Raw genomic sequence first — 24,228 nt, 5'->3', positions numbered from 1 at the left:
ATTTTTGGGAGGCTCACAGACCCCAAGTCTAGCTTCGCTCCCAAAAATTATCAAAAACTACGAAAGCCACACCGCCATTACTTCGATTGAGATTCTGCGAATCGCAGAATCTAGTAAAAAATTTACAAATCTACACTTTTAACAAATTCACAGAATCTAAACCCACTAAATCTCGCAATTATTTTTTACACTACAATCTGCTCTGCTATTTCTATCTTATTTCCGCACATAAAGTGAATCTTTGGGTGCAAAGCGGAAATTTCTTTATACAAATTGCGACTTAATTCTACGCCGATTTTGCGTTGCGATTGCGCCGAATCTCCCGCGCTTTTTAGCGCGTCAATCCACGATTGTGGCATAAAACAGCCCGGTAATTTGTGATATAAAAATTCCGCCGTTTTTAGGCTAGTTATTGGATAAAATCCAAAGATTAACTTCGCATTTGTGCCTAAATCAGCGTTGATTTGCCCCATCATCGCAAGTAAATCTTTGGCGTTTTGGACATCAAAAATGGGTTGCGTGATTAGCGCAAGTGCGCCAAGCGCGATTTTTTTGCGCATTTTTTTGGCGATATTTTCCATATCATTTGCGTAAGCATTTGCCACAGAGAGCGGATAAATCATTTTGCCTTTGTCCTTAATCGCCCCGCCATTCAAATCCACGCCGTTATTTAGTGCGCGGATAATTTCAAGTAGCATAAAGCTATTGCCCTCAAAAACCGCCTTTGCTTGTGGATTATCGCCTAATTTTATCGGGTCGCCACGAAGCGCAAGAAAGATTCGCACTTCAAATTCATTTAATCCCAAAATCTCGCCTTGAATCGCAATGGAATTTTTATCTCTCGCGCTTATCGTGCAAATGGCGGGTTTGTTTAAAAAATTTTGGACTTTTATGCTTGCTAAAATCGCGCTATGTTTTAGCCGTGAGAGTGGCGAATCCGTGCATACAAAGGCGTCAAACTCCCCAAAAATCGCGCTTTGTTTTATGCTTTGCAAAATTGATTCAACACTAAATGCCTTTTGCGGGACGATTTCATAGCTTAAAAACGCAGAATCTCCAAGCATTTTTTCCATCACTAAATCCACTTTTTCCTTCAAATCAAATCCTTTTTGGCGTCTTATATTTCTATCATCAACCGCCATAAATTTACGATAAATTACAAACACAAATCGTATTTGATAAATTTTAATTCGCAATTCTATAATAAAAATTATATAATATCAAGTTAATTTCACTTTTCAAAGGACGCAAATGCAACAAATGCTACTTATGTTTAACTATCTCAAACGCTATCACAGCGACATTTTGGATGTGCTTTGCATTGCGCTTGGGTTTATAAATCTCAAAATCCACGCGCCAGATGACATTCGCATTTTGCTAAATCGCGCCAAAAAGCGCAAAGAAATCGGATTTGATATAAATATCGCCTTGCAGAATCTGCTTGGAAATCTCTATGTCGCGCCAAATAATAATGTAAATTTCATTAAGATTCTGCGAATGGTAGATGAGATAAATCCCACAAATAGCGATATTGAGAGTTTTATCAATACCATCTCACAAAAGCAAACGATAAATAAACTCTACGCATTTTCCACGCCATTAGAAATCAATCATCTAATCGCAGATATTTTGGATTTGAGCGAAAATGATGAGATTTATAATCCCTGCTATGGGATTGGTTCGCTGTTTCTCGCACTAACCCACAAAGCACGGCATTTTAGCATTTATGGCGAGGAATTAGATATGCAATTAGACCGCGTGGCGCGACTGATTTTAAAGGCGATAAAAATTGATGCGAGTAATTTATTTGTCAATAATATTTTAAAAAAGCAGATTTTCCCGCCAAATCGCAAGTTTAGCAAGATTATCTGCCACCCGCCGCGCGATATTTATATAGGCATTTTGGATTTGAAGCACAACGAGCGATTCGCGCAGTGGGGACTTATCACAAAAAGCGTGCCTGAACTTAGTTTTATAATAAATGGCATTTCGTATTTGAAGGACAAGGGCGTTTTTATTTTGCGAAATCAAATACTCAAAAAAACTTCGGTGGAGGAAAAGTTCAAGGAAATCCTTTGCCAAAAGTGCCTAATTGAGGCGATTATCGAACTGCCAAATAATATTTTCCCACACGATAGCGCGGAATTTTCGCTGATGGTGATTTCAAAAAACAATGATGGCATTTTGCATATTGATGCGTCAAACTTCCACAAAAAAGAGGGGAAATACAATCACCTAACAAACACGCAGCAAATTTTAGAGATTCTGCGAAATAGGCAAAATTCGCCGTATTCGAAATTCACGCCGTATTCGCAAATTGACATTGATGATTTGCGCGTGCAAAACTATCTTTTGCAACAAAAGAAAACGCCAAAGCACAGCATAAAAAGCATTGGGGTAAAGATTTTTCGTGGGGTGCGCATTTACAGCACAAAAGAGTCAAACGCGCAAAGTTACACGAACATCGGCATTGTGAATTTTAATGAATATGGATTCATCGACTGCGAGGCGATTGAGGCGCATATCGGCGATAAAGATAAGATTGAGAAAAATAAATTACGCGCATTTGATGTGCTTTTGTCCTTGCGCGGGGTGCATCCAAAGATTACGATTGTAAATAAAAGCAAAAATCCAATGGTGGCAAACGCCGGCATTATCGTGCTTCGCGCAAAAAGTGAGGATGAGGCGTATGGATTATTTTGCTTTTTATTTAGCAAGGGGGCGCAGAATCTCTTGCGCGATTTGTGCGTAAAAAGCGAGCGAAAAAGTATCAATATAAATGAACTTTATGATATCGAAATCCCGCAGGACTTTGTGCGTGGCGCAAAAGAGAAGTTTATGGAAATAAACAACATTGGAAGCGAGATTATAAAACTGCATAAAAAAATTGAGAATTTGCGCTAGATTCTGCGATTTTTGCATAAAAACGCAGAATCTATGAGTTTTTTGTGCGCGCCTTGCAGAATCTATGATTTTTTATTACATTTCGCAGAATCTGCCATAACCGCCACGAAACCTACAAGCGCAATAATGCTAAAAATCGCCACAGGGCTCATATAGCGCGAATGTGTAACGATTGCCATACCAGCGATGATTACGGCACTTGCAAAGGCAGTCAGTGCAGTTGCAAAGGTAAAGATTAGCAATGATTTATCGCACTCACATTTGCGCCACCGCACAATCAAAAATCCACTTATGACAAACAGCACAAACCCCAAAGCCACAAAAATAGCGTGATTTAGCACGGGCAGATTTTCATAAAGAAACGCATAGATTTTCTCTCTCACGGGGCTAAAAGTAATACTCCATTCATTTTTTGGATAGTTTTTAAGCGACTCTGTGCGCCATTTATCTGGCTGTTGTTGAATGGTTTGTGGCGATTTTATAACAGAGCGAACAAAGCCATTTATATCATCATCGCGTGGATTTTGCCACCACATTGCTTTGAAAAATCGCCCTTCGTGCATTGTATAATTTATCGGGTGCTTTAAAATGGCTTTTATCCACGAAAATGTCAGTCCATTTAGCGTGCCATAGCCAAACATTTTCCCACCAAATCCACTATATAAATCCCCATTTAGCGGATTGCTACGATAGGCTTTTTTGACATCATCAAAATTTGCACCCTTTTCATACCACGAATCTTTAAAGCAAGATTTATCATCGCTAGGCACACAAGCCCCAGCGATTTGCAATAAAAGCAAATGATTTTGCGGATTTGACCCTTTGGAAAAAGCTTTTGGAAAACCACTTACAATCGCCAAACACAAAATCGCGCTTAAAATGATGAGTTTTGCGCTGAATTTGCAAAATATCGCAGAATCTAAACCACGATTTTTGAGCCATAAATATATAATGATAAAAAATGCAGGGAATGCACTAAAAATGGCATTATGTCGCCATAAAAGCCCTAAAAATAAAAGCACAAATATCAAAATCCAAAGCAAAATGCGAATCTTTTTGCCTACAAAATCCCCTGCCAAAATCAAAAATAAAATAATGCTATACGCACAAAAGATAAAATTTGCCATCAAAATATAATTCATCGAAATGAAATTACCCAAATAAATATTGCCGATAAATGCGATGAGTAGCGGAGTAAGGCTAAAAATGCTTTTATATCGCAAATAAAATCCAGCAATCAAAAACCAAATCCCCAAATAAAGCATTAGATTATTTAGCAAAAAGAAATAAAATGTGTGTTTGCCAAAAATTAGCGATAGAAACCCGATAAATATGGAGTTCATAATAGGTCCATAATTGCTTGTATCAAAATTTAGCACACGAAAAGTATCAGAATCCATTATAAATCCCGGAAATCCTAGCCAAAATGTAAAGGCACAAATCCCAGCACAAAGCGCAAAGGCAAATCCTAAAAAGGCATAGTCTTTGCGTGTTAGTGCGATTTTTTGCATAGATTCAAGGCGTTTTGGTGGCAAAGAGCGCAATAAATCCACACACACACGCCACAGCGCAAAAAATACCATTACAAAAACTAAAATATTGACAAAATACCTTACCAAACTCCATATTAAAGGATAAAAATCCACTTTGTATTCTACAATGCCAAGCGATTCAAGTCCCAAAGCCCCCAAATCCTGCGTGGAGTTAAAAAATACATTGCGTTTGCTGTGCGTTAGCCCCTTAAACGCGCTTGTATCCACCGCACTATCCCATTTATAGCCCTGTGCTACGACATTTGAGATAGAACTAGAACGAAGCAAAGCCGCAAGGCTTTGAAATTGTATCCGCGCTGTGTAGCTAAACTCGCCCTTAATTTCGTTGCGCTCTAGCGCAGTTTTTTGCTCGTGCAAGGACATTTTCGCGCTGTAAATCTTGCCACTTGTGGCGATATTTAGCGCACACGCGCCTATTATTCCCACCGCAAAAATCGCACTTAAAACGATTAAAAAGACTTTTAGCCACTTTGGAGGTGCAAAAAGTGCTTTTAGATTCGCCATTTTTGTCCTAAAATTACTCATTTTTTCGTCCTTTTTATTTAAGATTTTTATATACGAATCGCTTTCTTGCAAAAAAGCTATAAAACGCCACCAAAAACGAAGCGATGATTTTACCAAGCATTGCATTTGTGCCAAAAAATTCTACGCAAAGCCACAAAATCACGCTATTTAGCGCGATTCCAAAGATATTAATTGCATAAATCACGCTTATTTCGCGCCCCAAACTCAAATGCGAACGCCCAAAAATCGCCCTTTTATACACAAAAAGCCCAAGCGCAGAGATTGCCACAAACATTATGACACTTGAAATTAGGTAGTGAATCTGTGCGATAAAAGTCAGCGCGTAAAATCCCACCCACTCGCAAAGCGTAAGGATTCCGCCCAAAATCAAATACAGCGCGAATTGCTTTTGCGTGGATTTCATTTATCGCCCTCCCGCGCGGAGCGATTCGCCATAGATTTCTTATTTGTCAAATAAAAAAATCGCCTATTTTCCCTAATCCCACGCACAACCAAATGCGCCAAAAGTCCCGCGATTCCAAGCACCACGCCCACTACGCCAAATCCCACGCAGATAAACGCCGTAGGGAAGCGTGGCACTTTTGAAGTCTGCATAAACTCCACCACCAAAGGCACTCCAAGCGCAAATGCGACTATAAAACACGCAAATGACGCGATTCCAAAGACAAATAATGGGCGTTCGGTAAAAAGCAGTTGCATTATCATCGATAAAATCTTAAATCCGTCCCTAAATGTGCGGAGTTTTGAGAAGCTACCCTCAACTCGTGAGCGATAAGGTGCTGTGATTTCGCCGATACGCAAACCGCTTTGAAGTGCAAAGACGCTGAGCTCCGTCTCTATCTCAAAGCCTTTGCTTGTGGCGGGGAATGTTTTGACAAAGGCACGCGAAAAAATGCGGTAGCCACTTAATAAGTCTTTTAGGCTAACGCCAAAAAGTATTTGCGCGATTTTGGTAAAAAGTGCGTTGCCAAAGCTATGCCCTTTGCGATAGAGATTCGCGCTATCTGCGCTTCGGGCGATATTTAGCATATCTAAATTTTGTTCTTTAAAGATTTGCAAGGCGCGTGGCAAAATGCTCGTATCGCACTCTAAATCCGCATCAATCATTATATAAATATCAGCTTCTATGAGTGCAAACGCATCGGCGATAACCGCGCCTTTGCCTTGCGTGGAAGTGGAGCGAAGGTAAAGTTTGGCGCGATTGTCTTGTGGTGATAAATCGGAGAGATTTGCCACTCGCTTCGTTAATCCGTAGGATTTGCGAGCTAAGCGAAGCAACCATTGACTATCAGTCTTATTTCCTTGCTCGTGGCTGCACAACCCCGATTTCTCACTCACAATACTTCCGCGCAAGTCATAATTGTCATTACGAGATTTGCTTGCAAACCCTGCATCGCGTAGCGATTCGTGGCAATTCGCAGAATCTCTATTTCGTGCAAAGGCTGAATCGAATTGTTCCCCCTCCCTTGCGGAGGGGGCTAGGGGGTGGGTAGAATTTAATTTAGATTCTGCGATTTTTATTTGATTCGCAGATTCGGCGTTATTGCATTTAGGCGATTCCCCCCCCCCCATCTGTTTTTGTTTGCGCGATTTTTGCCCTAACCAAATCCGCGCTTTTGTCCGTAGAATTATTATCGAAGACATAAATTTTAGCATTTGGCAAAGTCGCAAATATTTCATCGATAACGGCAATAATGCTCTTCTCTTCGTTGTAGCAGGGGACAATCACAGCGATATTTTTCATCTTTCTCTCCAAAAATTGCGATTATAGCAAAGATTCTGCGAATTTGCTAGTGGGATAAAAACGCCCTTTTGCAAAGCGCAACGTGTTTTAATGCTTTGCAATAAATTTCACCGCTTCTTTATAGCTGTCTATCCCTGCAATCCCCCTGTATGAGATATCAAAGCCTGTGCCGTGCTCGACAGAGACGCGCAAAATAGGGATTCCTAGCGTTACATTGATACTTTTTTCCGCGTATAGGGCTTTTAGGACGCTTAACCCTTGGTCGTGATACATTGCGACAAAGACTTTGAATTTCGCACGATTTTGGGCGCGAAACGCCGAATCAGGCGCAACTATGCCTTTATAAATCTCCGCGCCTATCGTCTTATTTGCCGAATCAAGCGCATTTTGGATAATCTCATCTTCGCTCCCCAAAACTCCGCCGTCCCCAGCGTGCGGATTTAGCCCCAAAACAAGCGCGGATTTAAAGCTAAAATGCGCGTGAAATAAAAGCAAAAAATCCCGCACCGCGTCAAATTCGATATGCGAAGCCACCGCATTTAGCGGGATATGGTCTGTAAAAAGCGCGATAAACATTTCATCGCACCCTAGCATCATAATGCCATTTTGGTGCGAATTGTGCGAATCTTGCGAATCTCTATGCAAATCTTGTGAGTTTTGGTGCAAATCTTGCGAATTTTTAGCCAAATCACTCCGTAAATCCGCACTTTTTGCCCCAAAATGAGCGCGTAAAAACTCCGTATGCCCGACAAAGTCAATCCCCGCGCGTTTCCACGCAAATTTGTTAATCGGTAGCGTTAAAATGGCGTCCATCTTGCCACTCTCTACCGCGCTCACGCCTTGCGTAAAGCTCACAAAACTATATTCGCCACTCTCTTTGGTGGCGGTGGCAGGGCAAATCAGCGTGTTTTTGGCAATCGATTTGCGCAAATTTTTAGAGCAAAAAGGGGCGATTTCGCGCACTTCAAAATCGCGTGGTATCTCGAATTTTAGCAACTTTGACGCGCATTCAATCACGCTCAAATCCACAAAATACACAGGCTTTATGATTTTGCTAATCTCGCTATGCGCTTTTAGCGCGATTTCCGCGCCCACGCCGTTTATATCGCCTATGCTTATGGCAACTTTTTTCAAATTTTCCCCTTTAAATGTCGTAAATTGCGACAGATTATCGCTTTCAGATTCGCATAATCGCCAAAATCACGCACGATTCGCGCAAATTTTATGCGCGAATCAAATCTAACATTTCTTTAATAGCTCGCTCCAACCCCACAAATACCGCCCTTGCGACAATCGAATGCCCGATATTTAGCTCTGTGATTTCATCTATCGCTACAATCTCACGCACATTTTGATAGTTTAGCCCGTGCCCTGCGAAAACTTCAAGCCCTAATTGCTTTGCCTTTTTTGCCGAATCGCGCAATTCTTTTAATGAATCGCTTAAATTTTGCGCTAGATTCTGCGAATCCACTTCGATTCGATTTGGAGTGCGATTTAGATTTGTGTTTTTTGCCAAATATAGATTTGCAAATTTGCCCGTGTGAAGCTCGATAGCGTCCGCCCCAAGCGACTTTGCGAACTCTGTGTCAGCGATTTTTGAATCGATAAAAAGCGAAACTTTTATGCCGACATTTTTTAGCGAATCAATCGTAGGGCGTAGATTTTCGCCAAGCTTTAACCCGCCCTCTGTGGTGATTTCCGCGCGATTTTCAGGCACAAGCGTAACGCTATGTGGCTTTTGCGCTATCAAAAAGTCAATAATCGCGCTATTTGTGCTTGATTCGACATTCACGGGCAAAGGCGCAGATTCGATAATGCGCCGCACATCAAAGTCGTTTATATGCCGTCTATCCTCGCGCAGATGGATTGTGATTTGGTGTGCCCCCGCATTTTTCACCGCAAAAATCGCCTCTAATGGGTCTGGCTCATTTATTTTCCGCGCCTCCCGCAAAGTCGCAATGTGGTCGATATTTACGCCTAATCTTACCATAGCTCTACCCCGCTTCCTTGCGTTATTTCGCCGATTATGTAGCCGTCTGTTTCGCGCAATACAAAGTCCGCATTGTCCTTGTCTGCGACTAAAATCATTCCCACGCCCATATTAAATGTGCGATACATTTCGCGTGAATCTACGCGCTGTGCGATGATTTTAAAGATTTCGTGCGTTTGAATCGCGCTTTTTTCAACCTTTGCGCCGATATTTTTGCCAAAAACGCGGGGCAGATTTTCCACGATTCCGCCCCCTGTGATATGCGCCAAAGCCTTTATTTTGCCCTTTATTGCGAGAAAATCGCTCACATAGATTTTTGTGGGTTTTAGCAAAATATCCACAAGTTTTTCGCCTCCCACTTCATCATCAAACTTCATCTTTAAAGCGTTGAAAAGCACCTCACGCACGAGCGAATAGCCATTTGAGTGAATGCCACTTGAAGGCAATGCGATTAAAATATCGCCTTTTTGCAATGGGAGGGGCGATTCTATGTCGCTTCTATCGGCGATTCCTACTGCAAATCCCGCCAAATCAAAGTCGCCTTTTTTATACATACTAGGCATTTCCGCGCTCTCTCCGCCGATAAGTGCGCATTTTGCTTCCTTGCAACCCTCCGCGATGCCCCCTATCACGCAAAGCGCGGCGTTTTTATCCAAATGCCCTGTGGCGTAGTAGTCCAAAAAAAACAGCGGTGTGGCGAAGTTGCAAATCAAATCATTCACACACATTGCCACTAAATCAATGCCGATTGTATCCAATCGCCCCGCGTCTATGGCGATTTTTAGCTTTGTGCCTACGCCATCTGTCGCGCCTAAAATCACGGGATTTTTGATATTTTTTAGCAAATCGCTATCTAGCGCGTAAGCTCCCGCAAATGAGCCGATTCCGCCCACCACGCGCTTATCAAAGGTGCTTTTTGCGAGTGCCTTTATCCCGCCTACAAGCGCGTTGCCCTCATCGATATTTACGCCAGAGTCCTTGTAGCTGATATTTTTTGCCATATTTTTACCTTTTTTTAAAATTTTCGTATGAGATTGAGCGCAGAATCTACTTAGATTCTGCACCAAAGGTTACAAAATCCCCCCCCCCAACTTCATTTTTTATGCCGTCTTTTGGGAGAGTGATTTCAATCCTAAATCCATCCTCCGTATTCATCGCCATAATCTCGCCATAAAGCAAATCTTCGACAAAAATCTTACACGCACTAAGTCCAAGTCCTGCCCTGCCGGCGCGAGTTGTGTAAAACATATCAAAACTTCGTTTGAGATATTCTTCCTCGATGCCACCGCCATTATCCTCGATACTCAAAAGCACGCTGTAATCGTTCAAATCCTCTAATTGCACATTTATCTGCCCGTAAAAATTGCTTCCCTTAACGATACTTATATGTTCTAACGCATTGCTAAATATCGTGACAAGCACCGCTTTTAGCGCGTTTTTATCGCAGTAAATGCTGTGAGTTGCTGTTTTTTGCGTGAAATTTATGTGGTTATTGTTGATTAGCGATTGCGGGAAAATTGTCTTTTTCGTGGTGGCGATGAGTTCAGCGATATTTACCATCGTTTTAATGTCTGTTTGACTATAAAAATGTATGCTTTGATTTATGGAATCAATGATTGCGTTATGCAAATCGGCGATTTTGATGAGTTCGCCTCGCAGTTCGTTGTGATGGTTTGCAAACTCATCGATATTGCTTTTAATTAGGCGCAGAATCTCGTTTATTTTATTTAGCGTCAAATAAAGCATTTGGATTTTTTGCATTCGCTCATTTTCCTTAATCTTTATAATGCGCTCTCTATCGCGCTTTCTTATGTGCTCTTTGCGGATTGAAATATTGCGAATGCTGAGATTTAGCAGAGTTTTATTATTTAGCGTAAAAATATTTGCGTAAATCTCCACAGGCAGTGCTTCATCGCCCATTAGCGTTTCAAATAAAATGGGTTCTTTGCCAATCCCATCAAAGATAATATCAACCCGCTTTTTCTCGCTATTATTAAACAAATCCAAAAACGCAGAATCTGCCCCTTTTGGCGAGATTAGATTATAAAAACTAGGACTTGCGACATAAAGTGCGCCAATTTCGTCATTTTTAATCTCATATAGCGCAAGTGCGTCATTGATATTATCAAATGCCGTTAGGATATTTTCGCTTGTGCCGACATTTTTCATCATCTCACTGCTTAAAAATGCCAAAATATCATCGATTGCTAGTTCAACTATCAAATGCCCTACAACTTCGCCTTTGGTGCTGATATTTCCCTTAAATGTGTAAAAAGTCTGAATTTGATTGTCGATTTTTGCTTTGATGATTTTTGAGTTTTCAAAATTAAACTCTTTGATAATGTCGCCTAATTTTGAGTTCATCCGCCCATAATTACCAACCAAATCCACGCCATTTATATCCGTGATACGCACGGAAAATGGAATTAGCGATAGCAGTTTTTCAAACACATCTGCGCGGATTTTAAATCCTGATAGATTTAGGATTTTGTGCTTATTTTCACGCTTATAAATATAAAATGCCACAACGCTAAAAATAAACAAAAGCAGCGCACTAAAAATATCCACGCTAAATAAATACACGCTAAAAACTACATTCAGCGCGAAAAATAACGGAGCGGATTTATCTAATGTCAATCGTTTCATATTCGCCTATCTTTTCAAAAAAATTCTGCGTATTTTAGCGGAAAAATTATAATTTTGACTTTAAAATTGCTAGATTCTGCGAAAAAATTTTGGCAGATTCTGCGAAAAATTAAGCAGATTCTGCGTTTGAATGTGCTAAAATCTTTGCATTTCTAAAAGGGGTAGGAATATGGATATAAAAAATTTTAAGCAAATCGAAAATGCCACGCAGTTTGGCGTGAAAGATGTCCGCAAAATCGGCATTGTGCTAATCTTTATGTTTTTTGCGTCATTGTTTGCGGTGCTTTTTAGCGAGGCGAGTAATCACATTTTGCTAATTGTTAGCGTGGTTATCGGTATGTATATGGCGATGAATATCGGGGCAAACGATGTCGCAAATAATGTCGGACCCGCCGTTGGTTCAAAGACTATGACAATGCTAACTGCCATAATCATCGCTGTGATTTTTGAGGCGAGTGGCGCAATTATCGCGGGGGGCGATGTTACAGATACGATTCGAGGCGGGATTGTCGCACAGAGCGCATTTAGTGATAAAAATATTTTCATCGCTGTAATGCTCTCCGCCTTAATCGCTTCTGCGCTGTGGCTAAATATCGCTACTTTCGTTGGTGCGCCCGTCTCCACCACGCATTCAATCGTAGGCGGGATTATCGGCTCATCAATCGCTGCGGGGGGATTTGGCGTGGTGCATTGGGGCGTTATGCTAGGCATTGCGGCGAGTTGGGTGATTTCACCTGTGATTGGTGGCGTGGTGGCGGCGTTATTTTTGATTGCCATCAAGCGCACCATAACTTACAAGCAAGATAAAATCACCGCCGCAAAAAAAGTCGTGCCGATTTTGATTTTCATCATCTCGTTTGCCTTTATTTTGTATCTAATGCAAAAGGGATTATCGCGCGTGATTCAGTTGCATATATTCGCGCAGTTAGGCATTTCGCTAGGTTTATCAATCATCATTTTTGCGATTACAAAACCGCTAATTATAAAAAAAGCAGATTCACTAGGCAGCACAAAGGCGACTATCACAAAGGACGCAATCGGCGACTTTTTCACGATACCGCTAATCTTTGCTGCGGCGTTGCTTAGCTTCGCACACGGAGCGAGCGATGTATCAAACGCCATAGGACCGCTTGCTGCGATAAATGAAGCAATTAGCAGTGCGGTAGATTCTGCGATTAGCGCGAAATCCGCCACGCCACTTTGGATAATGATTTTAGGCGGACTTGGGATTTCAATAGGACTAGCACTTTATGGACCGCGTCTCATTCGCACGGTGGGGAGCGAAATCACGGAGCTAGACAAAATCCGCGCATTTTGCATTGCGCTCTCCGCTTCAATCACGGTGCTTGTGGCAAGCGCGCTAGGACTGCCTGTAAGCTCCACACACATCGCTATTGGCGCGATTTTTGGCATAGGATTTTTGCGCGAATATCTAAAAGGCAATTACAAAAAGATGGAGAATGAGATAATCCAAGCGCACAGGGGCAAAGACGCGCTTGTGGTGCAGAGATTTTTAGATGAGTTTAAGGGGGCGAGTATCGAGCGAAAAACGCAGATTTTAAAGGATTTGAAAACAAAAAATTCGCCCTTTAATAAAAAGGACAAAAAGGCGTTGAAAAAAAGCGTAAAAGATGAGCTAGTAAAGCGCAGTGCGATTAAAAAAATCATCGCTTCGTGGCTCATCACCGTGCCTGTGAGCGCGATTGTAAGCGCAGTGGCGTATTTTATCATCGTGCAGTTTGCGGATAAGTTTTAGATATTGCGTTTTATATATCGCAGAATCTTGGGGGGGGGGTAGATTCTGCGAATTTTTGACTTTTTTCACACTAGATTCTGCGAAATTTTGACTTTTTCGCACTAGATTTTGCGAAATCGCAGAATCTAGCGGGATTTTTTGCACGAGAGATTCTGCGAATCAAATCAAAAAACGCAGAATCTACTCCAAAAACGCAGAATCTGCCGTATTTTTACAAAATCTATCGCACCTGAATTCGCGCAAGTCGCTTTAAAATTTGCCCCTTAATTCACGCAATTTTTATTTTTTGCCCTTAATTTTCGCCAACCACTCTTTTAGTGTTTTTTCAAAGCCTATGTCGCTAAATTCTACGAATCGCGCATTCACGCCCTTTGGCAAATACTCTTGCTCTACAAATCTGCCAAATGCGCCACTTGTAGAATTGTGCCTATCGTGCGGATAGCGGTAATTTTTGCTAAATGGTTTGATGTGCTCTGGGATTTTAGGCGAGGGGTTTGCCTTTACAAACTCTAATGCGCTATCAATCGCCTTATACGCGGTGTTTGACTTTGGCGAAGCGGATAGATAAAGCACACATTGCGCCAAAATTATGCGCGATTCAGGCATACCGATTTTTGCAACGCTCTGCATTGTGCTATTTGCAAGATTTAGCGCGTTTGGATTCGCATTGCCTATGTCCTCACTTGCGAGTATCACAAGCCTCCGCGCAATAAACTCCACGCTCTCACCTGCATTTATAAGCCTTGCAAGATAGTAAATGCTGGCGTTTTCATCGCTCCCGCGAATGCTCTTTATCATCGCGCTAATTAGCTCATAATGCGTAGTTGATTCGCCCACGCCCTCGCTATTTGGCTTAATCGCCCGAAGTGATTTGAGGCTAGGCGATTTTTCACCCTGCATTGCGATATGCAAAAGATTTAGCATAGCCCTAGCATCGCCATTGCACGAATCTAGCAAATACTCCCGCGCATCATTTTCTATCGTCAAATCGTGCGCTTTTAGCCGTGAATCAAGGATTTCATTTAGCTCATCGTGGCTCAAAGCGTGAAATTCAAAGATTAAAGAACGCGAACGGATAGCCGAAGTCAGCGCGAAATAGGGATTTTGCGTAGAAGCCCCGATAAAAATCGCACTAAAATTCTCCATAAAAGGTAGCAAAACTTCCTGCTGTGCTTTGTTTAGCCGATGAATCTCATCGATAAAAATTAGCGGTTTATTTAAGCAATCTTTGCCATTTGCCACGCATTTTCGCAAGTCATCGATTTTTAGCGAAGTGGCGTTGAACTCGAAAAATTCGCCACCGATTTCATTGCTAATGATTCGCGCAAGGCTAGTTTTGCCACAGCCCGGCGGTCCAAAGAAAAAAAGGTGGATTAAATCTTTTGAATCTATCATCTTGCGAATCGGTGCATTTTCGCCAAGTAGGTGCTTTTGCCCGATAAATTCGCTTAAATTTTTTGGCTTTTGAAGTGCAAACATTTTGGATTGTCCTTTTAGAATTTAAAAATGTGATTGTAGCAAAAATGCGCTTTGTGGATTCTGCGAATTTGTGTTTCATTCGCAGAATCTAGCAATTTTTAAGTTTTATTTATATAAAATCCGCAAATTTTCTAAAAAAGGGGCATTTATGCGTAAAAATATTTTTAAAATGTATCGGGGGGGGGGGATTTTACTCTCTAAACTCTCTAACTAATTTTTTATCTATTTTCTTATTTATCCAAAACTCACACATTCAAAAAATCCACTTTCAAATCATTGTTAGATTCTGCGCTAGATTCTGCGAAATACACAAGAGATTCTGCGAATTTTCTTGTTTTACCACCGCCAGATTCTGCGAATGCAAATGCTTCAAAAACTTCATAGTCCGCGATGACTTTAAACTAACATTTTAACATTTAAGGGACAAAAAATGGCGGAGTTAAAGTTAGGCGATGAAATTGTGGCAAATATCGATGATTTGCGAAAGTATTATGGATTTATGGAGATTTTGGAGTGTTTTAAAAGTGGCGAATTAGCGCAGTGGATGGCGCAAAATGGATATATCAATGAAGCAAATGCGCTTAATTCTCTGCCAAAAGATTTGAGCGTGGGGCAACTTCACTTAAAACTATATGAGATTTTAAATGGCGCAGATTCTGCGTTGCCACTTTTAAGGGACTATTTTGAGGCGTTTGATAGATGGATGCAAAAGCAAGATGAGCTGAACGCATCGCTAGATAGGGCAATAGAGGCGCGTGATGATGAAAACTTGGAGTTTGAAATAGAAAAAGCGGTGGCAGAGGCGGATAATCTTTGCAAAAAGTGCTATGAGATAGCAGAGCCATTAGCGCAAAATACGGGCAGTGCAAAAGAGCAGTGGGGCAGAGCGAAGTTAAATTTTCAACTATCATCATTGGTAGAAACAATAAAGATGATAAATCTATCAAAGCAAATCGCATTTAATGAAAGATGTCTCGCTAGAAATTTAGAAGGCATTTCCACCCCCACAGCAGACAAAAATGCTTAATAAAAATGCGTAAATTAGGCAAAAAATAGTCCGTGATGACTCTAAACTAGATTTTAAAACTTAAAAGGAGAAAAAAATGGCAAAGACATTTTTAGAAATGGTAGAGACGGATTTGAGTGCAAGAGAAGTGCGGATTCTAAGGGAATGTAGCACAAAAAAGCCAAGTGAGCTTAGCGATAGCGAAATGCAAGAATTTAGCGAAGTTGCGGAAAAAGCAAAGGGCGCATTACTTGCAAATTTGGCTACGCTACATATTAGTAAGCTAGTAGCGATGCTTCGCTCAAATGGCGTTAGCATTAACGAATTGCTATTTGGCAAAGGCATTGTAGGCGGAGCTATTACGGCAACGATTGGATTTTGGGGTGCTTTGCATAATGCCCAAAATAAACAAGGCAATGCAGACGAGAATGCTTCTTTGGGCTATTTTGGCAGAATCATAAAAGGCGAATTTACAGGCAAGGAATTTGATGATTTTTTCGCTCTTGCAAAAGCGCGAAAAAAGTATATCAAAGGCGAGACTGATGATTTTAGCGAGGCAGATGAGCAAAGATTAGGCGAGTTAGCCCAAAAGGCGCGTGGCATAATCATCGCTCAAATCGAGCCTTTGGAAGCGACAAAGTTTTTTGCTTATCCGCAAATGACATTGGAGGGCAAAGAGCCGACAATAGTTTGAAATCGCGTTTAGATTCGCAAAATCTAACAAATAGTCCGCGATGACTCTAAACTAAATTTATTTTTAAAGGACAGATGATGACAGCACAGTAAATTAACGCAAACGCGGAATCTACGGATTTCACAGACTTTTTGCGTGAGGATTATGAGAATATGGCAGATGAAATTGAAGTAGAATTTCAAACGCTTTCAAAAGAACAAGCATTGCGAATCCAAGTGGATAATGAGTTGGATTCGGCACTCAAAGAGTTGGAATCGCTAAAAGAGCAACTCCCAAAAGAGCAGATGAACTCACTTTTTGACCAAGCGTCTAAAAATGCGATTGACGCGGTAATAGGGCATTTTGGACTTGCTGCGGTGGTGCTAAATAGCAAAGAGGGCGGGAATGTCAATACCACGCACAATGTGAGACAAGGAATCTATGCAAGTGAGACAGAAAAGCAAAGGTATGAAAATCGTGGCGAGTATGATTCGACGCATTATCACGCTGATAAAAACTACATAGCGATAAACAAAGCGCAAGGCGAGCTAAAAGAGCAAGGGCAACTTACAGACTATATGACAGGCGAAACACTTGCGCCAAATGCAAAGACGGATTTAGACCACAAAGTTTCGGCAAAAACGATTCACGATGACCCTGCGCGGGTTTTGGCAGAAGTTGATGGCGCGGAGTTGGCAAATACTAGGGACAATCTAGCGATGACAGATTCATCACTAAATCGCTCCAAAAAGGCAATGACTGCTGATGAATTTATCGCACACAAAGAGCGAAGTTTGGCAGAGCTAGAGAAAATCTCAAAAACAAGAGAATTAACAGATAAAGAAAAAGCGCGTAAGGCAAAGTTTGAGGCTATTGATGATGATAAATTGCGCGAGGATTATCAAAAAAGCCAAGAAAATATCGACAATAAGGTGGATAAAGCCTACTACACAAGCGCAAAGCCTTACAAAGAAGCAGTCATCACAGGCGCAAAAGACGCTGGGAAAATGGCGATTCACTCCGCTATCGGCGTGATTTTAAAAGAGTTTATCGAGGGAATGAGCATCGAGCTAAAAAAACTTTTCAAAGAATTTGGCAATGAGAGTTTGGAGGACATTTTCAAGCGATTTGCAGAGCGATTAAAGAAAATCTGGGCAAACTTGCGCGAAAAATGGAAAGACATTATCGCAGGTTCGTTTGAAGCGGGAATCGTAGCGTTTTTTAGCAATCTAGTGGTATTTGCGATAAATATCGTATTTACCACCATTAAAAAAGTCGTGCAGATTATCCGCGCGGGATTTAACTCTCTATATCAAGCTGTAAAAAAACTATTTGACAAAAATACGCCCAAAGATGAGCGAATGTTTGAAGCGTCAAAAATCTTTGTGGCGGGACTTATAAGTGCAGTAACTATGCTTTCAGCTGAAGCGATTAGGAATTTTCTTAAAACCATCCCCGGTCTAAATATCATTTTAGAAATCCCAATACCGCTCACAGATGAAAATATCGGCACGGCATTAAGCATTTGCATAAGCGCGGCTTTGGGCGCGGTGCTATCCACAATCGCTATTTATTATATGGATAAATGGGCAAGTGGCGACAAAGTGGCTGGATTAAAACTGCAAATTATGACAAAGTCAGGTGAAGTAGCAAATCTAAAGATTATGCAAACTTGGTTTCATTTTAAAGATGGCTTTGATTATATTGCGGGAGAAGCGGGTAAATTCGGACACTCCATTGCGCATACCAAACTTGCAATAGCGCAAAGTGGTGCAAATGTTGATAAAGAGTTAGATTCGTGGGACGAATCATTGAAAGAATTAGAAAATCTGACAAAAGGAGCATAAGATGAGTAATGTTGTAGCACAGAATATAAAAAATTATGGTATAGAGGCGTTTAATGATATAGATTCGGATTCGCTACCACAAAGTGTAGCAGAAATAAAAGAGGTAGCAAAACAAGCTGCAAATGCAATATGCAAACATTTTGAGAGATTAACCGAAATGCAAGAGGCAATGCGAAATTTAAGCTATGAAGCTAAAAATGCAAAGTCGGATTTAAGAAATACGCTATCACTTGGCTTATTTGGCAAAAGCAAAAAAGATAAAAAAATTGATATTTTGACGGATAAAGGCGCATTGCAAGATGAGCATAATATCGAGTTATTAAAATTGCAACAAGTAAGCATTCAGCTTAGCTTACTATCTGCTAAATTAAGCTCCGCAATGATAAGTGAAATGCAAATATGTATCAAAAATGGCTTTGAGGATACAAATGGGCGCATTAAGAAATTAAGCCAAAATAGTCAGCAACAAGTTAAATTGCTAATGCAAAATATCGAGCAATCAAAAAAGCAGAATGAAAAATTTGGCTGGATTATAAAAGCAATTATAGCGTTTGTGGCTATCGCTTTGGGGGTATTTTTGGCAGTCAAATTTGCTATATAGCTTCTATTGTGGATTGCTATTTTGCTGTCGTTAGTTAGTTTGGGTGTAAGTTTGGCAAGTAAATTTTAAAAAAAATGCAAGATTTGCATTAAATTGCGAGATTCTGCGAATTTGTGTTTGAATCGCAGAATCTGCGACTGATTTGTAATTGCGAGATTTACCAAAGGCAAATCGTGGCAATCTATTTTTATTTTTTTCTGTGAATTGCTTCGATTTTGACAAGTCAAATTTTCATAATGACGGAGTTTTTTGAAATTTTACCCACCCCCTTAATCCCCCTCCGCAAGGGAGGGGGAGAATTTGAGATTCTGCGTTTCGCAGAATCTAATAGATTGCCACGAAAATCCTACGGATTTTCTCGCAATGACAGGGATTGTTTTAGATTCTTCGCTCATTTCACTCGCTCAGAATGACAATAAATCGCAGAATCTAATGAATTTTAGGGTAGATTCTGCGTTTTTCGTTAGATTTTGCGATTCACCTCGCAATAACGAAAAACACACTAGATTCTGCGAATCGCAGAATCTTAGATTGCCACGAAAATGCTACGCATTTTCTCGCAATGACGGGATTTTTTTTAAGATTTTTCGCTTCGCTCAAAATGACAAATAAGGCGAAAAATAATTCAAATGATTACCCAAGACACAAATTGCGCCCCTTCACTTCTCAAATATTATCACTTCATACGAATTTCGCTTCACGCTCACATTGCTAGAATTATCCGTGCGCTGTTGTTGCAAGTTTTCGATTGTGATGTCCAACTCATCTAGCTTATCTTTTAGGCGCAGGATTATATCCACACCCGCGAGATTCACGCCCAAATCGCGCGTGAGACGCAAAATCACCTTAATTTTGTCAATGTCTTTTTGCGAGTAAAGGCGCATTTTGCCATCCGTGCGACTTGGCTCAATTAGCCCCTCTTTTTCGTATTGGCGCAAAGTCTGCGGGTGAATCGACAAAATCTTTGCCACCACGCTTATCAAAAATACAGGTTCTTCGTAGCTATACATTTTCGCCCCCTTTTTTGTGAAATTTTCGCCACAATCTTTAATCTGGCAGTTTTTCGCGCATCGCTTCAAGCAGTGATGAATCAATGCTCTCAATCGGCGGATTTTCAATATTTGCGATGAGATACAAATCGCCGATTGTCCCACTCTTGCGATTTTTTAACCCTTGTTCTTTCACGCGAAATTTTTGGTTATTTTTCGTATTTTGCGGGATTGTAAGGCTTAATTCTTTATATGGCGTTTGCACTTTGATTTTGCCCCCAAAAAGCGCGGTTTTTAGCGGAATCTTTATGCTTTTCATTAGCGTGTCATCTTTGATTTCATACTCGCTACTTGGCGCAATATTCACACGCAAAAACAAATCCCCCGCGCTATTTCGCGTCCTTTTGCCCTTGCCTTTTACACGCAGTTTTTCGCCATTTTTAATCCCCGCAGGGATTTTTATATCAAAATCATCATAGCGATACACTCCGCCACGCAGGGCAGATTCAAAGGGGATAGTAATGTCTTTTTGAATGTCAAGCGATTGGCTAAAAGATTCGCCAAAGTCAAAACCGCCACTTGAAAAGCCACCGCTAAATCCACCCGAGCTAAATCCGCCAAATCCGCTGTTTGCGCTGAATCCGCTGTTTGCGCCAAATCCGCCGCCAAAAATTTGACTTAAAATATCATCTAAATTTATGTTTTGATTGCTCCGTGCAAAGTCGCTAAAATTCTGTCCGCCAAACATCGAATCGCCAAATCTATCGTATTGTGCGCGTTTTTTCTCATCGCTCAAAATCTCATAAGCCGCGTTAATCTCTTTGAATTTTTCCTCCGCGTCCTTTGCTTTGTTGATGTCGGGGTGATATTGGCGTGCTAATTTGCGATAGGCTTTTTTAATCTCATCTTGCGAAGCGTTTTGTGCTACGCCTAGCGTTGTGTATAAACTTTTTTCCAAAATAAAACTCCATATTTTTATAAAATGTGAGTGAGATTATAGCATAAAAGTTTAGTTTGGTAGTATAAAGTTTTTAGATTCTGCGAAACGCAGAATCTTGCAATGACAAAATGAGTGGTTTGCTTCGCTCTATTGCGAATTTTATGCGAGATTCTACGCTATAATTTTGTTTTTTATTTCATTTCAAAGGATATTTATGAAAGTAAAATCACTTACCATTTGGGACTTTTGCTTTGCGTTTTTTGTGGCGGTGTATGCGTTTTGCATAATTTATAAAAGTGCGCCACCGCTAATGAGTGGCGATGATATTAACTATTACGCGGATTTGGTGGAGGGTAGGGCAGTGTGGCACGGCGTGGATTTTGATTATAAGAGATTTTTCCCACTTGCTGGGTGGAACCTAAATCTTGTGGCATCAATTTCGACAAGTCCCTATGCCTTTATGATTGGCAATGCGCTTGTGTTTGCCATCACTGCGCTTTGCTATTATGCGCTGTTGCGGAGCTTTGGAGTGGCGAAAAGTTTGATTGCAATTAGCTTTGCTACGCTAACTTTAAGTGCAGGATATACAAAAATCATCACGCAACTTGCATTTACAGAAATGACGCAAATAATGTTTCTAATGATATTTTTGCTATGTGGGAGGTTATTTTATGAAAATTGCGCGAAAGTAGCAGAATCTGTTATGGATTTAACCCACCCCCTAGCCCCCTCCGCAAGGGAGGGGGAATTTGCAGATTCTGCGAAAAACACAATAGATTCTGCGAAAAACACAATAGATTCTGCGTTTAGGGCGAAAGTCGCAGAATCTAAAACTTTTAATATATATATATATATATATATATGCGTTACTTGCGCTCATCTTTGCAAACGCGCTTATTTATCTCAAAGAAGTTTCATTTATTTTAATTAGCGGATTTGGATTTTTCCATCTACTTTTTTGCATTCTAAACTCCCGCACTCATCGCACAAAATGGCATTCAAAGCAAAGTGTAATTTTTGATTTCGCGCTGATTTTTAGTGGCGTCATTTTTTTGGTGGCGTATTTTTACTTTACAGATTCTGCGAAAAATAGTTACACGGAGTTGGAAAATGTCTTTTCTACCACGAGGACTTTTATCGTGGCGATTTTGGCTGCGCCATTTATTAGCATTTGCGCGCCTCTTTTGCTAGTTTGTAGAATCTACTTTTGGCGCAAGGAAGGGTGCGTTTTTAAACCTTTTAGTGATAGTTTGCTAGTTATTGCGATTTTATATTTTATGGCGTTTTTGGTGCTTGGGATGGGGAGTTTTCACTACTTTATGCCTGCGAGTTTTGTGATTTGTATATACGGGCTAATTTTTTTACGCGATTATGGAAGCAGAATCTATAAAAGCATAATTTTTTGGGCGGTGAATGCGCTTGTGGCGGGGATTTTGCTGACAAATACCATTCCGCAAGGATTGCATTATTTTAGTTTAAATAAAGTTCAAATGCGAAATTTATCGCAGGCAATGGAGTTTTTGGCGGATTATATTAGCGAAAATAAAGGCACAACGCTTTATTTTGATGGATTTTGTCGCGGGAGGGATAGGTGCTATTATTTTTGGCAGTATGGGGTGGTTTTCGATATTTTGCCACGCATTTATGGAGCGAGTGATTTTGATATCAAGTCAAACGAGCCAAATGGCAAAAATTTCACGCCAAATCCAAATGCAAAATTTAGCTTTTTCCGCGATGATATTGTGAGTGTGCCGCAAAGCGGGGATTTGCTGATTGTGAGCTTTATGAGTGATAAGGCGATTTCGCGTGAATATTTGGTAAGTTTGGAGCGTGAAAATGAGTTGATTTTCAAAAGTGGGAATTTTGGTTACATTCCGTCATATAATTTGATGAGTTTGGGCGCGTGGATGCTCGGCAAAATGGGCGTGAAACACGCATTAAGCAATGTGGGAAATCCATTTAAGACGCCAAGTCAAATTTATATTTTTAAAGTGCGATAGATTCTGCGAAATATTTGGGATTTTGCGAGATTCTGCGAAATGTGTGAGAAACGCAGAATCTATTTTAAATTGTCATATTGAGCGAAGCGAAATATCTCAAAACATAGATTCTTCGCTTCGCACTTCGTGCTACGCTCAGAATGACAAAATGGATTGCCACGATTCTGCGTCAAACGCAGAATCTCGCAATGACGAATATTACAACAATCGAAGTAATTGCGGTGTGGCTTTGCACGGCGTGGCTTCCGTTGCGAGGAAATAAGACTTTGTGTGTCTATTGACGAAGCAATGGGAGCAACGCCGTGTGAATTGCATACCCAAGAACAAATTGCCAAATTGCCTCCAAGAACAAATTGCCCCAAAAATCGCCCTCTACAACCCCAGCACATATTTTTCGATTCGCTTTATGCCTTCTATGATTTGCTCTTCGCCACACGCAAAGGAAAATCGCACGAATCCCTCCATACCAAACGCCACGCCCGGCACTAATGCCACGCCTTGTTTTTCTAGCAAATCCTTGCAAAATTCCATCGAATCGCGCTTTATTGCCTTAATGTTTATAAAAAGGTAAAATGCGCCCTGTGGCAGTCGCACTTCAAGCGATTTGATGTCGTTTATCATTTTGTGTGCCAAATTTCGCCGTCCCTCAAATGCTTGGATAAAGTTTTCTGCGTCCATTTCGCATTCGCCTTTTAGCGCGGGGATTGAGGCTCTTTGTGCGATTGAGTTGATATTTGCGGTGCTTTGGGATTGCAGGTTATTCATTAAGCGAATCAATTCTTTGTCTTTGGAGGCGGCATATCCCACGCGCCACCCTGTCATTGCAAAACTTTTGCTTAGTCCATTTATGGTGATTGTGCGTTGCAGTAAATCATCATTTATCGCGCCGATTGAAGTGTATTTGAGATTGTCATAGACTAATTTTTCATAGATTTCATCGCTGATTATCACAATATCCGTGCCTTTGATAACGCTATGAATCGCCTCCAATTCGTCCTTGCTATAAATCATACCTGTGGGATTTGATGGCGAAGTTAGCACCAAAATCTTTGTCTTTTTTGTGATGGCGGATTCAAGTTGTTTGGGCGTGATTTTAAAGTCATTTTCTTCGCTTGTCTCAATGATGACATTTTTGCCCCCAAAATATGTCGTTAGCTCGGGGTAAGTAACCCAATATGGCGCAGGGATTATCACTTCATCGCCCTTATCCACAAGCGCGGCGTAGGCGTTGAAAAGCGCACCTTTTGCGCCATTGCCTACGATGATTTCGCTTGGCTCATAATGCAGGGCGTTTTCGCGCTCCAATTTCTCACAAATCGCGCTTTTTAGTTCGTTGATACCTGAAACCTGAGTATATTTGGTAAATCCGCTATTTATGGAGCGAATCGCCTCATCTTTTATGCCCTTTGGCGTGTCAAAGTCTGGCTCTCCCGCTGAAAAGCTCAAAATGTCCTTGCCCTGCGCTTTCAAATCCCGTGCTAGTGAGCTTATCGCAATGGTTAGCGATTCGTTTAGTCGTTTCACTCTGTTTGAATATTTCATTTTTTGTCCTTTCGTTTTTAAAATTTGCCTTGA

Annotated in this window: 25 protein-coding genes; 11 read left to right on the top strand and 14 right to left on the bottom strand. The window is 40.9% G+C overall.

Features of this window, described 5'->3' with window-relative positions:
* The first annotated feature begins 4 nt into the window (after positions 1-4).
* The gene (locus ACWIUD_RS04085) at positions 5-142 is read left to right on the top strand and encodes a hypothetical protein (RefSeq protein WP_454146979.1); all 138 of its coding nucleotides are present in this window, start codon (positions 5-7) and stop codon (positions 140-142) included.
* 43 nt (positions 143-185) lie between these two features.
* Here ACWIUD_RS04085 and ACWIUD_RS04080 read toward each other — a convergent pair whose 3' ends face one another.
* On the bottom strand, positions 186-1,166 hold the full coding sequence (locus ACWIUD_RS04080; protein WP_454146977.1) for a methylenetetrahydrofolate reductase: 981 nt from the start codon (positions 1,164-1,166) through the stop codon (positions 186-188).
* A gap of 85 nt (positions 1,167-1,251) precedes the next feature.
* Between ACWIUD_RS04080 and ACWIUD_RS04075 the strand changes: the two genes are divergently transcribed.
* Positions 1,252-2,904, top strand: coding sequence for an N-6 DNA methylase (locus ACWIUD_RS04075; protein WP_454146975.1), 1,653 nt, complete (start codon positions 1,252-1,254; stop codon positions 2,902-2,904).
* A 62-nt stretch (positions 2,905-2,966) separates the two neighbouring features.
* Here the strand turns inward: ACWIUD_RS04075 and ACWIUD_RS04070 are convergent, their stop codons facing one another.
* The 8 genes from ACWIUD_RS04070 to ACWIUD_RS04035 all read right to left on the bottom strand — a co-directional run bounded on the left by ACWIUD_RS04070 (position 2,967) and on the right by ACWIUD_RS04035 (position 11,362).
* Positions 2,967-4,982 (bottom strand): hypothetical protein, encoded by a 2,016-nt coding sequence (locus tag ACWIUD_RS04070; protein WP_454146973.1) that lies wholly within the window; start codon positions 4,980-4,982, stop codon positions 2,967-2,969.
* 13 nt (positions 4,983-4,995) lie between these two features.
* Positions 4,996-5,385, bottom strand: a complete 390-nt coding sequence (locus ACWIUD_RS04065) for a GtrA family protein (protein ID WP_454146971.1) — start codon at positions 5,383-5,385, stop codon at positions 4,996-4,998.
* Complete coding sequence (locus ACWIUD_RS04060) at positions 5,382-6,554, bottom strand: glycosyltransferase (protein WP_454146969.1); 1,173 nt, start codon at positions 6,552-6,554, stop codon at positions 5,382-5,384. Before ACWIUD_RS04060 ends, ACWIUD_RS04065 begins: the two co-directional genes overlap by 4 nt.
* The gene (locus tag ACWIUD_RS04055) at positions 6,532-6,726 is read right to left on the bottom strand and encodes a glycosyltransferase (protein WP_454146967.1); all 195 of its coding nucleotides are present in this window, start codon (positions 6,724-6,726) and stop codon (positions 6,532-6,534) included. Before ACWIUD_RS04055 ends, ACWIUD_RS04060 begins: the two co-directional genes overlap by 23 nt.
* Before the next feature lie 87 nt (positions 6,727-6,813).
* Positions 6,814-7,860 carry a 4-hydroxythreonine-4-phosphate dehydrogenase PdxA gene (locus ACWIUD_RS04050; protein ID WP_454146965.1) on the bottom strand — a complete coding sequence of 349 codons (1,047 nt, stop codon included), beginning with the start codon at positions 7,858-7,860 and terminating at the stop codon, positions 6,814-6,816.
* 88 nt (positions 7,861-7,948) lie between these two features.
* Entirely contained in the window at positions 7,949-8,716 is a 768-nt protein-coding gene (locus ACWIUD_RS04045) for a pyridoxine 5'-phosphate synthase (protein WP_454146963.1), read from the bottom strand.
* Positions 8,710-9,717 carry a phosphoribosylformylglycinamidine cyclo-ligase gene (gene purM / locus ACWIUD_RS04040; RefSeq protein ID WP_454146961.1) on the bottom strand — a complete coding sequence of 336 codons (1,008 nt, stop codon included), beginning with the start codon at positions 9,715-9,717 and terminating at the stop codon, positions 8,710-8,712. Before purM ends, ACWIUD_RS04045 begins: the two co-directional genes overlap by 7 nt.
* Before the next feature lie 46 nt (positions 9,718-9,763).
* Positions 9,764-11,362 carry a sensor histidine kinase gene (locus ACWIUD_RS04035; protein WP_454146959.1) on the bottom strand — a complete coding sequence of 533 codons (1,599 nt, stop codon included), beginning with the start codon at positions 11,360-11,362 and terminating at the stop codon, positions 9,764-9,766.
* Between the two features lie 169 nt (positions 11,363-11,531).
* Between ACWIUD_RS04035 and ACWIUD_RS04030 the strand changes: the two genes are divergently transcribed.
* Positions 11,532-13,118, top strand: coding sequence for an inorganic phosphate transporter (locus tag ACWIUD_RS04030; protein WP_454146957.1), 1,587 nt, complete (start codon positions 11,532-11,534; stop codon positions 13,116-13,118).
* 279 nt (positions 13,119-13,397) lie between these two features.
* Here the strand turns inward: ACWIUD_RS04030 and ACWIUD_RS04025 are convergent, their stop codons facing one another.
* Positions 13,398-14,597, bottom strand: a complete 1,200-nt coding sequence (locus ACWIUD_RS04025; protein WP_454146955.1) for a replication-associated recombination protein A — start codon at positions 14,595-14,597, stop codon at positions 13,398-13,400.
* 430 nt (positions 14,598-15,027) lie between these two features.
* On the opposite strand from ACWIUD_RS04025, the gene ACWIUD_RS04020 reads away from it, so the two are divergent.
* The 4 genes from ACWIUD_RS04020 (at position 15,028) to ACWIUD_RS04005 (ending at position 18,724) form a co-directional block, all read left to right on the top strand.
* Positions 15,028-15,624: a hypothetical protein gene (locus ACWIUD_RS04020; RefSeq protein ID WP_454146953.1), complete on the top strand. Its 597-nt coding sequence runs from the start codon at positions 15,028-15,030 to the stop codon at positions 15,622-15,624.
* A gap of 76 nt (positions 15,625-15,700) precedes the next feature.
* Entirely contained in the window at positions 15,701-16,297 is a 597-nt protein-coding gene (locus ACWIUD_RS04015) for a hypothetical protein (RefSeq protein WP_454146951.1), read from the top strand.
* A 152-nt stretch (positions 16,298-16,449) separates the two neighbouring features.
* The gene (locus tag ACWIUD_RS04010) at positions 16,450-18,123 is read left to right on the top strand and encodes a hypothetical protein (RefSeq protein WP_454146949.1); all 1,674 of its coding nucleotides are present in this window, start codon (positions 16,450-16,452) and stop codon (positions 18,121-18,123) included.
* Between the two features lies 1 nt (position 18,124).
* Positions 18,125-18,724: a hypothetical protein gene (locus ACWIUD_RS04005; RefSeq protein ID WP_454146947.1), complete on the top strand. Its 600-nt coding sequence runs from the start codon at positions 18,125-18,127 to the stop codon at positions 18,722-18,724.
* A gap of 65 nt (positions 18,725-18,789) precedes the next feature.
* On the opposite strand, the gene ACWIUD_RS04000 is transcribed toward ACWIUD_RS04005, so the two are convergent.
* The gene (locus ACWIUD_RS04000; RefSeq protein ID WP_454146945.1) at positions 18,790-18,951 is read right to left on the bottom strand and encodes a hypothetical protein; all 162 of its coding nucleotides are present in this window, start codon (positions 18,949-18,951) and stop codon (positions 18,790-18,792) included.
* A gap of 73 nt (positions 18,952-19,024) precedes the next feature.
* Here ACWIUD_RS04000 and ACWIUD_RS03995 point away from each other — a divergent pair, with 73 nt between their 5' ends.
* Positions 19,025-19,336: a hypothetical protein gene (locus tag ACWIUD_RS03995; protein WP_454146943.1), complete on the top strand. Its 312-nt coding sequence runs from the start codon at positions 19,025-19,027 to the stop codon at positions 19,334-19,336.
* Positions 19,337-19,383: 47 nt separating this feature from the next.
* Here ACWIUD_RS03995 and ACWIUD_RS03990 read toward each other — a convergent pair whose 3' ends face one another.
* Together ACWIUD_RS03990 and ACWIUD_RS03985 are read right to left on the bottom strand one after the other, a co-directional pair.
* On the bottom strand, positions 19,384-19,734 hold the full coding sequence (locus tag ACWIUD_RS03990) for a heat shock protein transcriptional repressor HspR (protein WP_454134200.1): 351 nt from the start codon (positions 19,732-19,734) through the stop codon (positions 19,384-19,386).
* A gap of 37 nt (positions 19,735-19,771) precedes the next feature.
* Entirely contained in the window at positions 19,772-20,671 is a 900-nt protein-coding gene (locus tag ACWIUD_RS03985) for a DnaJ C-terminal domain-containing protein (RefSeq protein WP_454146941.1), read from the bottom strand.
* Positions 20,672-20,867: 196 nt separating this feature from the next.
* On the opposite strand from ACWIUD_RS03985, the gene ACWIUD_RS03980 reads away from it, so the two are divergent.
* From ACWIUD_RS03980 to ACWIUD_RS03970, 3 genes are all read left to right on the top strand, one after another.
* Positions 20,868-21,584 carry a hypothetical protein gene (locus ACWIUD_RS03980; RefSeq protein WP_454146939.1) on the top strand — a complete coding sequence of 239 codons (717 nt, stop codon included), beginning with the start codon at positions 20,868-20,870 and terminating at the stop codon, positions 21,582-21,584.
* 121 nt (positions 21,585-21,705) lie between these two features.
* Positions 21,706-22,653 carry a hypothetical protein gene (locus ACWIUD_RS03975; RefSeq protein ID WP_454146937.1) on the top strand — a complete coding sequence of 316 codons (948 nt, stop codon included), beginning with the start codon at positions 21,706-21,708 and terminating at the stop codon, positions 22,651-22,653.
* The gene (locus tag ACWIUD_RS03970; RefSeq protein WP_454146935.1) at positions 22,598-22,915 is read left to right on the top strand and encodes a hypothetical protein; all 318 of its coding nucleotides are present in this window, start codon (positions 22,598-22,600) and stop codon (positions 22,913-22,915) included. The genes ACWIUD_RS03975 and ACWIUD_RS03970 overlap by 56 nt, the downstream gene beginning before the upstream one ends.
* A gap of 110 nt (positions 22,916-23,025) precedes the next feature.
* On the opposite strand, the gene ACWIUD_RS03965 is transcribed toward ACWIUD_RS03970, so the two are convergent.
* The gene (locus tag ACWIUD_RS03965; protein WP_454146933.1) at positions 23,026-24,195 is read right to left on the bottom strand and encodes a pyridoxal phosphate-dependent aminotransferase; all 1,170 of its coding nucleotides are present in this window, start codon (positions 24,193-24,195) and stop codon (positions 23,026-23,028) included.
* Between the last annotated feature and the right edge of the window lie 33 nt (positions 24,196-24,228).

This window comes from Helicobacter sp. 23-1044 (genome assembly GCF_053654695.1).
The sequence above is the reverse complement of the archived record's forward strand: the minus strand, read 5'-3'. Positions and strand labels throughout refer to the sequence as shown.